This window comes from Tautonia plasticadhaerens (assembly GCF_007752535.1).
Lineage (GTDB): Bacteria > Planctomycetota > Planctomycetia > Isosphaerales > Isosphaeraceae > Tautonia > Tautonia plasticadhaerens.
The window spans coordinates 1,238,697-1,254,498 of the sequence record NZ_CP036426.1 but is presented as its reverse complement, the minus strand read 5'-3'; the positions used below and the strand labels follow the sequence as shown (position 1 = coordinate 1,254,498).

The window sequence follows — 15,802 nt, the reverse complement described above, 5'->3', positions numbered from 1 at the left end:
TCGTTCGGCCTCCGCCCGCTCTCGGAAGATCAGGCACCGCTACCCACCGTAGGCCCCGTACTGCTTCAGGCCCCTCGTGTACAACCACCGGCAAAGCACCACGAAGAACACCACCCAGAACACTTCCAGCGCCAGGCCCCACGCCAGCTCGGCCCCCTGGACCTTCTCCAGGAAGACGACCGCCGGGAAATAGGCCATGTACTGGAACGGCAGGAGCTTCAGGAGGCCCGCCCAGAACGGGGGGAGGAAGTCCAGGGGCAGCATCTGGCCGGAGATGAAGAAGTTCAGGGTCATCACCACCCAGAGGATCGACGTGATCTCCAGGAACCAGAACCCCACCATCCCCACGCTCGCCTCGAAGAAGAACCCGATCAGGAACGCCATCACCAGCGAGGCGACGTACGCCGCCCACACCATCGGGTCCGTCGGCACGTTGCCGATGAAGAACTTGTAGCAGATGCCGAACAGCATCGCGTACGGCAGGGCCGTGCCGATGATGTACGCGCTCTTGTGCGCCATCCGGTACGAGAGCAAATACCCGATCAGGTCCAGCGGCTGGATCAGGTACTTCTTGAGCGTCCCGTCCCTCACCTCGCCGGCGATCCCCCCCGCCAGGCCCGGCATGCTGCTGAACATCCGGCTGATGTTCACGATCAGCAGGTAGCAGATCGCCTGCTCGTACGAGAAGCCCGCCAGCGTCTCCTGCCCGGCGCCGTCGTAGATCGCGCTCCAGAGGAGGATCGTCGTCAAGGTCGGCAAAAACCGGAAGATCGTGGTGATCAGGAAATCGGCCCGGTAGGTCATCCGGTCGGCGAGCGAGACGCGATAGATCATCGCGTACTTCCTCAGCATCGGCCCGAACCCTCGGCCCGGCGGCGCGAGCGGGCCGCCCCCGGGACGCGACGGCCCGGGGGAGGGGACGCCGCCGGCGGGCCAGTCGGCCTCGACGGCGGCCCGGGAGGGGGCGTCGGCCTCAGGCGGCGTCATGGTCGGCCCCCCCCAGGGACGGGGACTTCGACTCCTGGAAGACCCGGGCGATCACCTGCTCCAGGGGGGGATCCTGCACCACCACGTCGGCCAGGCGGTAGGCGTCGAGGATCGCGCCGAGCACCTCGGCCACCTTCGACCGCTCGACCCGGATCTCCGCCTCCCCCCCCTCCGCCCGCTCCACGTCGCCGAACCGGGCGAGGTCCGAGGGCGCCTCCCCCTCGGCGAATTCGAGCTTGATCAGCTTCGTCTGCCCGAACCGGTTCGACAGCCCCGCCAGGTCGCCGTCGTAGATCAGGTGGCCGTGGTTGATCACCAGCACCCGGTCGCAGAGCGCCTCCACGTCCCTCATGTAGTGCGAGGTCAGCAGCATCGTCATCCCCCGTCGGGCGTGGTACTCCTTCAGGCACTTCTGGATCGTCACCTGCGCGACCACGTCCAGGCCGATCGTCGGCTCGTCCAGCAGGAGCAGCCGGGGGCGGTGCAAGAGCGCCGCGATCAGCTCCATCTTCATCCGCTCGCCCAGCGACAGCTCCCGGACCGGCTGCCGGGTCAGCGCGGCCACGTCGAGCAGCGTCGTCAGCTCGTCGAGCGTCTCCCGGTACTCATCCCGGGGGAGCTGATAAATCTCCCGGTGCAGCTCGAAGCTGTCCTGCGCGGGCAGGTCCCACCAGAGCTGGTTCTTCTGGCCCATCACCAGCGCGAACTGGCGGCGGAAGGCGTCCACCCGGTCCGACGGCGTGTAGCCGAGCACCGTGGTGGTCCCCCCCGACGGGTAGATCAGCCCCGAGAGCATCTTCAACGTCGTCGTCTTCCCCGCCCCGTTCGGGCCCAGGAACGCGACCATCTCCCCCGGCTCGATCGAGAAGCGGATCCCCTCGACCGCCCGGACTTCCCGATATTCCCGATGGAACAGCCCCCGGACGGCGCCGACCAGGCCGTCCCGCTTCTGGAAGACCCGATAGGTCTTGGTCAGCCCCTCCGCCTCGACGATCGGCATGGCGACGATGCACCCTCCCTGTCCCGGTCCCCTCGTAAGGCCCCCATCATTGTAAGGGGACCTCCCCCGAATCAAGCCGACCCGGGGCCCCGGCCGGGAGCCGGGGCCCCGGGCTCGCCGATCCGGCCGACCTCCCCCCCTGACGACGCGGGCCGATCCCCGGGTCCGGCCCGCCGATCCGTGCCGGTCCTAGAGGACGGGGCGCATCCGCGGCGGGGACCCCCTGCCTCGGACCCCTCGATCGCTTGACCGGCCCCGATCGTGGGGCACGATCAAGCATCGACGACGCGCATCCACCCCGACTCCCCCTCACCGACCGAGACCGGGCGGATCCCGCCCGTCCGGGGCGTCGGGCGGCCTGGGCCTCGTCCGCGAGGCCCCGACCCGGGCCGGCGAGCGGGGGACCGAGGACGAGACCCGGCCGGCCACCGCGATCGCGGCCCGATGACCGCGATCGGCCCGACCTCTCCCGCGTCGGCGGCCCGAAACCCACCCACCCAGGCACGCAACCGAGACTCCTCCCGCGATGGACTCCTCCCCGGTCGGTCGCACCGCCAGGCGCCCCGCCGCCCCTCCCCGGCCTCCGGGCGCCGGTGCGGCCGACCTCGGTCGGCGTCGTGACTCATGAGGACCCGAGCGATCGGCACGACCCGCAGCCCGGGTGCGAACCCCGGCCCTCGCCCCCACAGTCGCCCGCCCCGAGTCCCGGTATCCCGGGGGCGGGCACCGAGGGCCCCGAGCGTGCCCTTCGTGCTGGCGACGATCGCCGCCCTGTCCCTCTCGGGCGACCGTGTCGGGGCCGGCTGGCATCCCCAGAGCCGGGGGGCCGAGCCGACGCTCACCCTGAGGGACCCCTACCGGCCCGGGGCGATCCCGGTGGTCCTGATCCACGGGATGGGCTCGACCGCCCGGACCTGGGGGCCGATGATCGACCGGATCAAGGACGACCCGGTCCTGGCGACCCGCTATCAGTTCTGGACCTTCTCCTATGATTCCTGCGTCGCCCTGCCGCTCTCGGCGGCGCGGTTCCGGTCATGCCTGACCCGGACGCGATGGGCGCTCGACCCCTCGGGCCTCGACCCGGCGCTGGACCGCATGGTCCTAGTCGGCCAGAGCCAGGGGGGCCTCATCGCCAAGGCCGCCGCCCAGGACGGCGGCTGGACCCTGTGGGACTCGACCTTCAGCCGGAGGCCCGAGGCGATCCGCTGCCCCCCCGAGACCCGGGCCGAGCTGGTCGACGCCTTCCTCACCCGACGGGTCCCGTCGGTCGGGCGCCTGGTCTTCATCGCCACGCCGCATCACGGCTCGAAGGGGCCGGCGGCGGCGACGGCCCGGCTCAAGGAGTACCTGCTCACCGACCGTCGGCAAGGCGAGCTGGCCGGGCCGATCGGCGAGGTGGTCCGGCTCAACGGGAAGGAGGTGCTCGTCCCCGACCTGCGTCGGGTGCCGGTCGGCGCGGTGGGGGGCCTGGCCTGGGACAGCCCGATCCTCGACGCCCTGAACCGGATCCCGATCGCCCCGGACGTCCGCCGCCACTCGATCATCCCCCAGCTCGGCACCCCGCACCACCACCTCGACACCGACGGCATCGTGCGGTACGAGAGTTCCCACCTCGACGAGGTCGACTCCGAGGTGATCGTCCCCGGCGGTCACGTCTCGCTCCGGAGGCCCGAGGTCGCCGCCGAGGTCGCCCGCATCCTCCGCCTGCACCTGGCCGAGCAGGGCGTCGGGGTTGCCTCTCCCAAGGCGGCCTTCGGCCGGGGTGCCGGCCCCCTCCCCCCGGCGTCCCCCGCACGAGGCATTTCGCCCCCCCCGTAACCGACCCGAGTCCCCCGCCATGACCGACGACCAGCTCCGCCGATGGGCCGACCTGCTCTGCGATTACTGCCTCGGGGTGAAGCCCGGCGAGGTGATCGCCCTGGGTTCGGAGCTGGAGGGCCGCCCCCTGGTCGAGGCCTGCTACCGGGCGATCGTCCGGCGGGGGGCCTACCCGGTCGTCCGGCTCGACCTGCCGGGCCTCGCCGAATACTTCGTCGAGCACGCCCCCGAGGCGATGCTCTCCTACCTCCCCCCGCTCTCGCTCTACGAGGCCCAGGCGGTCGACGCCCGGATCCGGATCGCCGCCGAGCACGACACGAAGGCGATGAGCCGGGTCGACCCGAGGCGTCAGGCCGCCGTCGACCGCACCCGGGCCCCGCTCCGACGCGAGGCGATGAAACGGCGCTGGGTGCTCACCCAGTTCCCGACCCCGGCCTATGCCGAAGACGCCGGGATGAGCCTGGCCGAGTACGAGGCGTTCGTCGGCCGGGCCCTGTTCCTCGACCGGGACGATCCGGTCGCCGCCTGGGTCGACCTCGGCCGTAGCCAGGCCGGGCTCGTCGAGTTCATGTCGGGCGTCTCGGATCTCCACATCGAAGGGCCGGAAACCGACCTCCGCCTCTCGGTCGCCGGGAGGACCTGGATCAACTCCGACGGCCGCCGCAACATGCCCTCCGGGGAGATCTTCACCGGCCCCGTCGAGGACTCCGCCCGGGGCCGCCTGCGGTGCAGCTTCCCCGTCTGCCGGGGGGGCCGGGAGGTCTCCGGCATCGCCCTCGAATTCGAGGGCGGCCGGGTCGTCCGGGCCTCCGCCGACTCCGAGGAGGCCTACCTGCACTCGATGCTCGACCTCGATGACGGCGCCCGCCTCCTCGGCGAGATCGGCCTGGGCCTGAACCCCGGCATCGACCGCTTCACCGGCAGCATCCTCTTCGACGAGAAGATCGGCGGCACCGTCCACCTCGCCCTCGGCCAGAGCTACCCCGAGACCGGCGGCGTGAACACCTCCGCCCTCCACTGGGATCTCATCCTCGACCTCCGCCGGGGCGGCCGGATCACCGCCGACGGCTCCCTCGTGATGGAAGACGGCCGCTGGCTCGTCGGCTGAGCCGGTCCCCGGCTGGCCGGCCCCCGGATCACTCCTTCCGCACTCCCCCGCCCGCCTTGGCCGGATCCCGGGCGTTTTAGCGCAGGGTCCAGACGACCGGCAGTTGCCGCTCGTACTCCTCGGCGAACCCCCGGAGCCCGGCGACGACGTCCGGGTGATCCGCCGCCAGGTCGTTCGCCTCTCCCGGGTCGGCCTCGACGTCGAACCGCATCGCCGAGGGGAACCGGACGTCCTGATTGCCCAGGAGCAGCTTCCAGCGGCCCGACCGGACGGCCGTCACCTCGTCGTCGTAGGCCCAGACGAACGGGCTCGTCCGATCCACCGTCCCCGATCCGTCGAGCAGCGACCAGACGTCCTGCCCGTCCAGCTCACGGTCGTCGGGCGGGGTCCCGCCGGCCAGGGTGACGAGCGTCGGGAACAGGTCGAAGGCGACGACCGGCTCGTCCACCACCCGGCCGGGAGGGATCCGGCCGGGGAACCTCGCCACGAACGGGACGCGGAGGCCCCCCTCGTACGAGTCCCGGATGCGGCCCCGGAGGGGCCCGGCGTCCCCCTCGGCGGCCATCGGGCCGTTGTCGGAGGTGAAGACGATCAGCGTGGAGTCGGCCAGGCCGAGGCGGTCGATCGCCCCCAGCAGCCTCCCGTTCTCGGCGTCGAGGTACTCGATCGCGTCGTTGTAGGCCGGCCTCCCGTCCCCCCGGAACCGGCCGGGGATGTTCAGGGGAGGATGCGGCAGGGTGTGGGAGAGGTAGAGGAAGAACGGGCCCTCGCGGTCCTCCTCCAGGAACCGGGTCGCCTCGTCGGTGTAGCGACCGGTGAGGTCGGCCACCGCATCACCGGGCAGTTCCTCGACGATCTCCTCGTCCCGGATCAGGATCGTCGGCGCCATGTCCATCGAGTAGGGCAGGCCGAGGTTGCCGTCGAAGCCGTGGTTCGTCGGCAGGGACTCGGGCCGGTCGCCCAGGTGCCACTTGCCGATGGCCATGGTCGCGTAGCCGAGGCCCCGGAGCGCCTCGGCCATCGTGATCTCCTCTCCCGGGAGGCCGATCGGCGAGTCCGACCGGAGCACGTCGACGATGCCGCTCCGCCACGGCTGCCTCCCGGTCAGGAGCCCGGCCCTCGACGGCGAGCAGTCCACGTGGGCCACGCAGTACTGCGTCAGCCGGACCCCGTCCCTCGCCAGGCCGTCGATCGCCGGGGTCCGGTTCGAGGGGCTGCCGAAGCAGCCGAGATCCCGGTAGGCCAGGTTGTCGGCCCAGATTCAGCCGATGTTCGGCGGCCGGTCTCCGGGTAGTCCGTCCTCGACGACCCGGCCGGCGACCTCCCCGGGCGGGACGCCCAGCGAGGCGTCGAGCAGGAGGGCCACTCTCGGGGAGGTGATCGGAGGCATGGACAGCTCGGCCGGCTCGGGGAACTCGATCGGCGAGGGACGGGGTCCGTCCGCCCCTCCTCGGCATCACTTCCGCTTCCGCTGGGACTTGCGGGCCTGCTTCTGCCGCTTCTTGAGATTCCTCAGGTCGGGTCGGCCGTGACCGGGCAGATGCCCGTGTTCCCGCTCGGCGATCCGACGCTCGACGACCCTCCGGGGCTCGGGGATCGGCCCCAGGCCCAGGTCGTAGCGGACGTTCGGCCAGTCGCCGGCGATCGTCTCGTCGACGCAGTTCGCGGCGAACGCCGCCTCGATCGAGGGCGCGGCCTCGACGGCTTCCAGGTCGAGCAGGGTGCCGACGAGGAACCCGTTGAGCGTCCGGACCGAGGGGTCGTGCCGGTCGAGCTGGCCGCTCAGGATCTCGATGCATCGGCCCCGCTCCCCCGGGTGCGCGCCGGCGATCTTCCGGAACGCCTCGGCGACGACGTAGCGGCACATCTCCTCCCGGGAGTCGTCCTTCAGGTAGGCCTCGCAGACGGGCAGGACGCCCGGCCCGAGCGCGGCCAGGACGTCCCCGAGGTCCTCGACCCAGGCGTCGTGGATGTCCCTGAGCCGGTCCAGGCCGTCGAGCACCGGCCCGGTCGCCTCGACGGCCCCGAGCTGGCCGATCGCCCGCAGGGCGTGCTCCGGGGCCCAGGCCGTCGCCTCGTCGGCGTCCTCCTCGTCGGCCATCGCGACGAGCTCGGCGTCGGTCGCCATCCGGATCAGGTCCGGCAGGTGCTCGGGGCCGACCCCGAGCGAGCGGTAGTCCCGCCAGGGGGCGCCGAAGTCGACCTCGCCCAGGCGGAGGAGCTGATCGAGGGGTGCTGCGTACTCGTTCATGAGTCGATCGGCCATCCCTTCTCGGGTCCCTTGATGGTCAGCGGCCCGGCCCGACGCGGACGAGCACGCGGCGGTAGCCGACCAGGCTCGGCTCGCCGCCGTCCTCGACCTCCAGGATCACGTGGACCGTCCCCCCGGTCGCCCCCTCCGGGATCGAGACGAGGGCCCTCGGCCCGTCCTCCCCCGAGATCATCGCCTCCGAATCCGGATCCGACGGCTCCCGGTAGATCCACCATCGGTAGGTGATCGGGTCCCCGTCCGGGTCGGTCGAGCCGCTCGCGTCGAGGCTGACCGTCGAACCGGGGGACGCCTCCCGGACCACGAACCCTCGCCCGTCCTCGCCGTCGACCGCCGCGACCGGGGCGTGATTGGCCCGGTCGCGGGTCGAGACGCACCAGTCCAGCCTCGCGGCGAAGTCGTGCTGATAGGCCCGTCGCCACCGGGCGACGGTCCACTTCCGCCGGAGCCCGGCGTCGCCCTCGCCGTTCGGGTGCTCGTCCTCGGCGTCGACGAAGTGGCCCCCCTCGTCGTGCCGGAACCGGCCCCCCCAGCCGCCGAAGGTCGGCTCGGCAGGGTCTCCCAGGCCGTTGGAGAGCACGAAGAACCAGGAGGGCGTGTCCCCCTCCTTCAGCCCCCGGGTGTTCCGCTCGGTGCCCGGATTCTGGCCGACGATCGGGTAGTCCGCCCCGATCGGCCCGTGACCGTCCCGGACGTTCCGCCCGACCCAGTCGGCCTGGCCGAGCCTCGCCACCTCGTCGGTCACCAGCGGCAGGGTCGGCCCGTCCCGGCCCTTCGAGTCGTTCTGGTACATGCCCCGGAAGGCGGCCGAGAAGCGGTCCGACCCGGGCGGGCCGCTCTCGACGTACCGGAGCCCGGGGAAGTTCTCCCGGATCCACTCGCCGGTCCCCTGCACCCGGGAATCCCACTTGTCCTGGTCGGCAATCGCATAGACGCGCACTCGGCCGAGCAACTCCTCCAGCCGATCGGCGGGGTGGCGGGACCGGAGGTCATGCAGCGCCTGGGCCAGGTCGTGCGCCCCTCCCCAGATGGCGACGTGCAGCGGACGCCCCGAGGCCTCGACGGCCCCGGCGATCAGCTCGGAGCCCCCGGTCGACCGCCCCTCGCCGACGTTCGACACGCCCCGCTCCGGATCCCCGCCGCGGACGACGGCGCGGAGGGCGTCGGGGTCGGGGTAGCCGTCGGCATGGAGCCGGAGGTTGGCCACGACCTGCTCGTAATCGTCGATGATCTCGCGGATCAGGTCCGGCCGGGTGACCGCCCGGCCCACCTCCCCGGGGGTCCCGCTCGCCGAGGCGACCAGCCCGACGACCTCGAACTCGTTGGCATAGAGCATCAGCCGACGCATCGACTGCATGTCGTCCGGGTCGCCGCCGATGTCCGTCAGCACGACCAGCCGGGGCCTCCCCGGGGCGGGCCCGTCGGCCTGGGGGGCCGTCGCGGCGATCGAGCCGATCAGGATTCCCAGCAGGTTCATCGCAGCCCCATCCGATCCGGGCGTCGAGACCGCGACGCCCCTCGACGCGAGGGTCTCGCCGGCGGCGCCCCGGGGCTGATTCTGGCCCGGGCCGCCGGGCGATGCAACCGACCTCCACCGCCCCGCCCCCCCCTTGAACGGCCCCGCTCGGCCGTGCTCCAATGGCGGGATCGACCCGGAACGAACCCGAACGCGAACGCCGAGCCCGACCATGGCCACCGTCACCGACCTCTCCCGGGCCTCCCGGCCCGTCGGTTCGCTGTTCTCGAGGAACCTGGCCGAGGACCCCGACCGCTTCCGCCTCTCCGACGACCAGGTCCGGTTCTTCGAGGAGAACGGCTACCTCCCCGGCGTCCGGATCCTCGACGATGACCAGGTCGAGGCCCTCCGCGCCGAGCTGGCCGAGTGGTTCGACCCCGACCACCCCGGCCGGGAACTCTGGTACGAATACCACTCCAACGAGTCGGCCGACCCCGACCGGGTCCTCTTCCACGCCCTGGGGGCCTGGCGGATCAAGCCCGGCTTCCACGACATCCTCTGGAACCCGGCCTTCGCCGTCCCCGCCTCGCAGCTGCTCGGCGGTGCCGTCCGGTTCTGGCACGACCAGCTCTTCTGCAAGCCCGCGAAGCACGGCGGCGTGGTGGCCTGGCACCAGGACTACTCCTACTGGACCCGCACCGTCCCCATGGCACACCTGACCTGCTGGATCGGCCTGGACGACAGCACGATCGACAACGGCTGCGTCCACTACGTCCCCGGCAGCCACCGCTGGCCCCTGCTCCCGATCACCGAGCTTGCCGGCGACATGGACGGGATCCGGGAGGCGCTCGACGACGAGCAGTGGGCCATGTTCCAGGAACCCGTCGCCGTCGAGCTGAAGGCCGGGGAGGCCACCTTCCACCACCCCTTGATGGTCCACGGCTCGTTCGCCAACCGGACCGACCGCCCCCGGCGCGCCACCGTCATCAACGCCTTCCGAGACGGCGTCCGCTCCGACTCCGACGCCACCCTCCTCGAGGGCGTCCCCCCCATCCCCAAGGGCCGGCCGATGGACGGGCCGTTCTTCCCCCTGCTCTACGATCCGGCGGGGAGCTGAAGCGGGGTCGTCAGGCGGTCGGCTCGGGGTCGATGACCGAGAACAGCTCGCGGAGCGAACAGGAGAAGCCCGGCAGGACATCCTCACCGTCGAGGACTCCGTCCGGCCCAATCCAGTTGGCCGTCCCATCCGCCCGGAAGACCTGCGCCTGTCGGGTGAGCGGGTAGAGGAGCCAGAGCAGCGGCACGCCCGCCCGCAGGTAGTCCGAGAGCCTGGCGTTGACCTCCTCGGCCAGGTCGTTCGGCGACACCACCTCGATGACCAGCTCGGGGGCGACCTTTACGAGGCCCCTGGGCGGTCTCTGACCGGCCAGCTTCTCCGCCCGGACGAAGGCCCCATCGGGGTACCGGACACGCCTCGGCTCGTGCGGGAAGATCTGGAAGCCCGTCTCGATCCCGAGGACCAGGCCGAGACGATCACGACGGGCATGATCGGTCAGGCGGAAGAGCAGGTCGAGCGCCAGCAGGTTCGCTTCCGCCCCCATCGGGGTCTTCTCCTTCAACTCGCCGTCGACCAGTTCGAAGCGACCTTCTTCGACGGAGCGAAGGAGTTCTTCCGCGTCGGGTTCATTCGAGACGGAGGGAGCGATGGCCATCGGATTACCTCCTCATTCGACGGGACTCTACCCCCCGAATCATAGCCTGCCCAGCCTGGCCCGCCCGGCGGATCGGCTCACTCCTGCTCCGCCACCACCGGGTTGACCAGCCGGCCGATCCCGTCGATCTCCGCCGTCATCACCTCGCCCGGCTTCAGGAACCGGCCCCGGCCCTTGCCGGTGCCGCCGGGGGTGCCGGTGCCGATGACGTCCCCCGGCTCCAGGGTGACGATCGAGCTGACGAAGCTGACGATCGCCGCCACGGGGAAGATCATCTGCGACGTGCTCCCGTCCTGCATCGGCTCGTCGTCGACCGACAGCCGTAATCGCAGGGCCTGCGGGTTCGGCAGCGAGTCGCTCGACCGGATGCAGGGGCCGATCGGGCAGAAGGTGTCGTGCCACTTGCCGTGCAGCCAGTCGAAGAAGGCGTCCCGCTCCCGCTTCTTGCGGGAGGGGTTGGGCCGGAAGCCCCGGTCGCTCACGTCGTTGATGACCGTGTAGCCGGCCACGTACTTCAGGGCGTCCTCCTCCGAAACGCCCTTGCAGGCCGCGCCGATCACCACCCCCAGCTCCACCTCCCAGTCGATCCCGTCGGGGGAGATCCCGGGGATGACCACCTCGTCCCGGGCGCCGACCATGGTGGTGATCGGCTTCATGAAGACGTACGGGAACGTCTCGGCGCGTTCGGCCGCGATGTCCCCCACCTCGACGCTGTGCTCGGGGTAGTTCCGCGCGAGCATCAGGATCTTGCCCGGCCGCTCGATCGGCGGCAGCAGCAGCACGTCCTCGACCGGGATGGCCAGCTCGTCCAGCGCCTCGCCCCCCAGCCCGTCCACCCAGCGGGCCAGCTCCCAGGCGGCGTGGTGCGACGCCCCGTTCGGCGGCAGCAGGCCGAGCGGGTCGTCGGTGTCGAGGATCAGCAGCTCCAGCTGCATCGCCTCGGTGAAGGCCTCGATCGCCTGGTCGATCGGCACCACGCGATCGTCCCGGTAGAAGCCGGTCAGTGGCACGTCGTCGTCGAGCGAAAATCGGCAGAGTCGCATGGGGCGCCTCGCTCCCTTCCGATCCGTCGGGACCGCGCCCGATCTCGCCCGGATCGGGCGCCTCACGATACCCCGCGCCGTCCCCCCCGGCAATCCGACCCTCGCCAGGCCCTCCGCCTCCCCCCCAGAATGGCGTAACCGATCGGCGTCCTCCCCGGCTCTCTCCTCCGGACGGATGGATGGACCGACCGAACAACCGACCGACCGACTGACTGACCGACGCCCGACGCCATCCCCACGCCGGAGGATCGCCCCCATGCCCGCCGACGCCCCCGCCTCGGGACCCGCCCGGCAGCTCGACCTGCTCTTCCGGCGTGGCACCGTCAACGGGCTCTCCGAGGCCCAGCTCCTCGGCCGCTTCCTCGAATCCCGGGACGACCTCGCCTTCGAGGCCCTCGTCTCCCGGCACGGCCCGATGGTCCTCCGCACCTGCCGATCCCTCCTCGCCGACCCGAACGACGCCGAGGACGCCTTCCAGGCCACCTTCCTCGTCCTCGCCCGACGCGCCTCGACGATCCGCAACCCCGAACACCTCGGCCCCTGGCTGCACCGCACCGCCCGACGCGTCTGCACCCGGCTCGGCAAGTCCGCCTCCCGACGCCGGCATGTCGAACGCCTCGCCACCGAATCCCTCGACACGGCCCCCGCCCCCGACCGCCGTCCCCACCCCGACCGCCTCGCCATCCACGCCGCGATCGACCGCCTCCCGCGCAACTACCGCCTCGTCATCCTCCTCTGCGACCTCGAAGGCCGCTCCCACGCCGAGGCCGCCTCCCAGCTCGACTGGCCTCTCGGCACCGTCAAGGGCCGCCAGTCCCGGGCCCGCTCGCTCCTCCGCCGCCGCCTCTCCCGCCTCGGCCTGGCCCCCGCCGGCATGTCGACCCTGCTCCTCCCCTCCCCCCTCGACGCCGCCCTCCTCCCCCCCGCCCTCGTCTCCCGCACCGCCCGATCAGCCGCCGCCTTCGCGGCCGGCGGGGTCCTCGCCGCCGGGACGGTCCCGGCGGGCGTCCTCGGCCTGACCAACGGAGTACTCAGCCTGATGCTGCTCAAGACCTGGATCCTCGGCCCCCTGACCGCCCTCGCGCCGATCATCCTGCTCGCCGGCGCCGTCACCGCATACACCGGCCAACCCCGGGCCAGTGACCGGGAGGCTCCGGAGGCCGACGCCCCCAGGGGCACACTTGAGACACCCTTGCCCTCTCCGCCGGGGGCAGAACAAACCCAGCCCAGGGATCTTGATGCCCTCTCGTCGCTCGCCGGCTCCTGGCTGCTCGTCGCCGTGAACGGGTCACGCGAGGTCGGCCCAGCGCGACTCAAGATCCAGGTGATGGACCTGCTCGAAGGCGACTCGAAGGGCTTCCTCCTCTGCACGGACACGACCGATTTCCGGGAGATGGCCGAACCCGTTCGACGCCGGAACGACCTCGACGAGATGCACATCAACCGCTTCAACGCCCTCGTCGACCCGACCGACGACCCGTCGACCTGGGACTATCTCTACTCCTCCCCGGACGCTCGCCTGAATCCCGTGCCCGCCATCTACCGGATCGAAGAGGACGAGCTGACCATCCTCTCCAGCACCGACGGCACCCGCCCGGCCGGATTCGACCAGGATGGGAACGCGATGCGGATCGTCTACGAACGGATCCCTGACGAACCCCCCGACGACGGGGTGGTCGGAATCGTCCCCGACTCCGGTCGGGAGCCCGAGACGCCGTCGCCCACACCGTCGGCGGCGTCCAATCTCGACGCCATCGACGCATCGCCCTTACCCCCGGAGGACTCGATCGCACCGCTGATCGGGGGCTGGCGACTGGTCTCCGCCGAGGGCGACCCCGATATGGCCAAGTTCGACCCGATCATCGGGATCCGCGCCGCCGACCCTAGGCTGGCCGGGCTCGTCGACACCGACGGAACCCCCGTCGTCGTCAGCACCCTGCTCCACGAGGCCGACGGCACGGATCGGCTGATCGAGAAGATCGCCCTGGTCGATCCGACGCTCGATCCCGCCCGCTGGGATCCGTCGCTCGAGCCCGCCCACTGGGATTCCCTGCCGATCCGTGCCCTGGCCTCCGGCGACGGTGCACTCCGCGACATCGAACGCGGCATCTATCGCCTCGAAGGGGACCGCCTGATGCTGCACCTGGGCCTCGATCGCCCCTCGGACTTCGAGCGGCGGGATCATACGAGGCTCTACGTCTACGAACGCATCGACGGGGGTGTGGCCGGGGACGACCCCGACCCCGGTCGGGACCCCGAGACGCCCTCAACCCCTCACCTGGGGGCGAATACGACCCCGGCCTCCCCGCCGCCTGAGGCCGCTGCGAGCCCGGCCCCCGACCACCCCGTCGCCTCTGTGCTCGGGACCTGGCGGCGGACCTCGGCCAACCACATCCCCACCCCGGAAGGGGCGTCCGCCACGCTGGAACTGAGCCTCGCGGACCCGGGGCTACTCTCGGAGGTCGAGCCCCTCGGCGTGCCGATCCTCTGCAAGAGCGTCGTCACCCCCGGCCCCGACGGCTCTGTCGTGAGGGGTCGGACCCTCGCGATGTTCCTGGGGGACGGCAACTCGGGCCACTTCGATTACCTGTCCCTCGACGAACTCCTTGCCGATCGCCGGAAGGTCGTCGCAGCCCAGGGAATCTACCTGGTCAACGGGGACACCCTCCAGATGTTCTCGTCCAGGTTCGGCCGCCCCTCCCGATTCGACGAACTGCTGATCCCGGGCATGAATCTCGAGGTCTACGAACGCTCACCCGGGCCGCTCCCGGCCCCGACCGCCGCCGCCCCCGAACCTACCGATTCCTATGGATTCGCTCCCCCTCCCAACGGCGTCGTGACCGGGGTTGCCCCCGACACCGGTCGATCGGCCGGAACCCCGTCGGGGGCCGACCCGGGCTCGGGATCCACCCCGGCCTCCCCGCCGAGTCCGGATCAGATCCTCGCCGAGCGAGAGGAGCTCGAACGCGAGCGGATTGTTCTCGTCCGCGACCTCTCCCAGCAACGGCCGAAGGCCGAGGCGTCCGCGATCGAGGCCGAGGTCCTCGGCGAACTGTACCGGGAACGACTGACCGAGTACCAGGCGCTCCGGCGATCCGCCCGGGACGACCAGGCATCCTCTCGGGACGACCTCGATCGGCTGGCCTTCGAGGTCGATCAACTCCGGGAGTCTTATCTCAAGGCAGGAGCCCAAATGGAGGAGGAACGCGGCGACGTCCGGGCCCTCGAAGCCGAACTCGATCGGATCGAACGCAGGGCCGGACGACTGGCAGACCCGACGCCGCCGATCGCCGAGGGATCCGACCCGCTCCTCGACGAGTTCGAGGCGAGGCTCGACCGCCTCACCCGCCTGGTCGAGTCCCTCGCCGACGAGGAGCCCTGATCCGGCCGCCCCCGACCCGGGCCTCCCAGGGGGGCAGCCGGGGGGCAGGACTGGGGCTCTCGACCCCAGGCTCCCGCCTCCAGCAACCCCGGCCGACCCGGTCTCCCCCGACCGGGCCGGCCGGGGTCCTCTTTTTGTGACTGCCGATCCCCTTGCTCACGATCATTACGTTGGGGGAACGGCTCCAACCGTGGCCCTCGACCGTCCCGAATGTCCTGCTGCCCGACCTCCCCTAACTGCTCCCATGATGTCACCGGACCCGATCGCGATCCCCCGACGCCCCCGCCCGGCCGGGCGATTCCCTGTGCCTCGGTCGGCCGCCGGGCCATGCGCCCCGGGAGGCCCGCCGAGATCCCGGCGACTGGAGACGGCGCGAGACGCCCGGCGCCGAACGAACCCACCTGCCATTTCGGCAGTCACTCCCTCAACGTCCCGGGGCGCTCGCACTTCAAGGTTCGGAGCAACGCGGGTCTCGGCCGATCCCGGGCGGTGCGCCGATGCGGAGCGAAGCCAATTGCTCGACGCAAGTCCTTGTCTGGTCGAGGAATCATCGACGGGTCGTCGGCGCACCGACCCGGGCCCGGCCCGGTCCTGTCCCCGAGGGAGGGTCGCCGCCCCCGCCCCCCCGGGTCGCGTCCGAGGGTCGCATCCCTCCCGGATGACCTTCGCACGGTCCGAGCCGGTGCGCCGAAGCGGAGCGAAGCCATTTGGTCGCCGCAAGTCGTTGCTGCGTCTCGAACTCCTGGATCAAACCCGGGCGCACCGACCGGCGCCCGGGTCCCGTCCGGGGCCTCTCCCCGGTCCTCGGATTTCCGGATCCGGTCCCCTCCCCGGACGCCCCCACTTCGGCGCGAGACGAAGCCAATGCCGGGTGCGCAATTCGGCCGAGCGAAGCCATTTGGTCGCCGCAAGTCATTTCCGGGACGAGGAATCTCGGTTCATCGCCGCGCGCACCGGCCCGAATCCCGACTGGCTCCGCCGGGCCGAAGACGGCCCGCCCCCGGGCATCCCGGGGCGAGGCGAACGC

Annotated in this window: 12 protein-coding genes; 4 read left to right on the top strand and 8 right to left on the bottom strand. The window is 71.5% G+C overall.

Annotation, left to right across the window (positions count from 1 at the left end; all coding sequences use genetic code 11):
- Positions 1–39: 39 nt before the first annotated feature.
- Entirely contained in the window at positions 40–987 is a 948-nt protein-coding gene (locus ElP_RS04750; protein WP_231749482.1) for an ABC transporter permease, read from the bottom strand.
- Positions 974–1,987, bottom strand: coding sequence for an ABC transporter ATP-binding protein (locus ElP_RS04745; protein WP_145267540.1), 1,014 nt, complete (start codon positions 1,985–1,987; stop codon positions 974–976). Before ElP_RS04745 ends, ElP_RS04750 begins: the two co-directional genes overlap by 14 nt.
- Before the next feature lie 741 nt (positions 1,988–2,728).
- Here ElP_RS04745 and ElP_RS04740 point away from each other — a divergent pair.
- Both ElP_RS04740 and ElP_RS04735 read left to right on the top strand, forming a co-directional pair.
- Entirely contained in the window at positions 2,729–3,805 is a 1,077-nt protein-coding gene (locus ElP_RS04740) for an esterase/lipase family protein (protein WP_145267539.1), read from the top strand.
- Positions 3,806–3,824: 19 nt separating this feature from the next.
- A complete protein-coding gene (locus tag ElP_RS04735; RefSeq protein ID WP_145267538.1) occupies positions 3,825–4,913 on the top strand; it encodes an aminopeptidase in 1,089 nt (362 codons plus the stop codon).
- A gap of 76 nt (positions 4,914–4,989) precedes the next feature.
- Here the strand turns inward: ElP_RS04735 and ElP_RS04730 are convergent, their stop codons facing one another.
- The 4 genes from ElP_RS04730 to ElP_RS04720 form a co-directional block, all read right to left on the bottom strand.
- Positions 4,990–6,159: a sulfatase-like hydrolase/transferase gene (locus tag ElP_RS04730; RefSeq protein ID WP_231749794.1), complete on the bottom strand. Its 1,170-nt coding sequence runs from the start codon at positions 6,157–6,159 to the stop codon at positions 4,990–4,992.
- A gap of 15 nt (positions 6,160–6,174) precedes the next feature.
- Entirely contained in the window at positions 6,175–6,303 is a 129-nt protein-coding gene (locus ElP_RS40520; RefSeq protein WP_261344403.1) for a hypothetical protein, read from the bottom strand.
- Between the two features lie 66 nt (positions 6,304–6,369).
- Positions 6,370–7,179, bottom strand: a complete 810-nt coding sequence (locus tag ElP_RS04725) for a hypothetical protein (protein WP_145267536.1) — start codon at positions 7,177–7,179, stop codon at positions 6,370–6,372.
- 22 nt (positions 7,180–7,201) lie between these two features.
- On the bottom strand, positions 7,202–8,659 hold the full coding sequence (locus ElP_RS04720) for a nucleoside hydrolase-like domain-containing protein (RefSeq protein WP_197446719.1): 1,458 nt from the start codon (positions 8,657–8,659) through the stop codon (positions 7,202–7,204).
- A gap of 211 nt (positions 8,660–8,870) precedes the next feature.
- Between ElP_RS04720 and ElP_RS04715 the strand changes: the two genes are divergently transcribed.
- Complete coding sequence (locus tag ElP_RS04715) at positions 8,871–9,755, top strand: phytanoyl-CoA dioxygenase family protein (protein WP_145267534.1); 885 nt, start codon at positions 8,871–8,873, stop codon at positions 9,753–9,755.
- Between the two features lie 10 nt (positions 9,756–9,765).
- On the opposite strand, the gene ElP_RS04710 is transcribed toward ElP_RS04715, so the two are convergent.
- Positions 9,766–10,350, bottom strand: coding sequence for a Uma2 family endonuclease (locus ElP_RS04710; RefSeq protein WP_145267533.1), 585 nt, complete (start codon positions 10,348–10,350; stop codon positions 9,766–9,768).
- 77 nt (positions 10,351–10,427) lie between these two features.
- On the bottom strand, positions 10,428–11,393 hold the full coding sequence (locus ElP_RS04705; protein WP_145267532.1) for a fumarylacetoacetate hydrolase family protein: 966 nt from the start codon (positions 11,391–11,393) through the stop codon (positions 10,428–10,430).
- A gap of 256 nt (positions 11,394–11,649) precedes the next feature.
- Here ElP_RS04705 and ElP_RS04700 point away from each other — a divergent pair, with 256 nt between their 5' ends.
- Positions 11,650–14,775, top strand: a complete 3,126-nt coding sequence (locus tag ElP_RS04700; RefSeq protein WP_197446718.1) for a sigma-70 family RNA polymerase sigma factor — start codon at positions 11,650–11,652, stop codon at positions 14,773–14,775.
- Positions 14,776–15,802 lie beyond the last annotated feature (1,027 nt).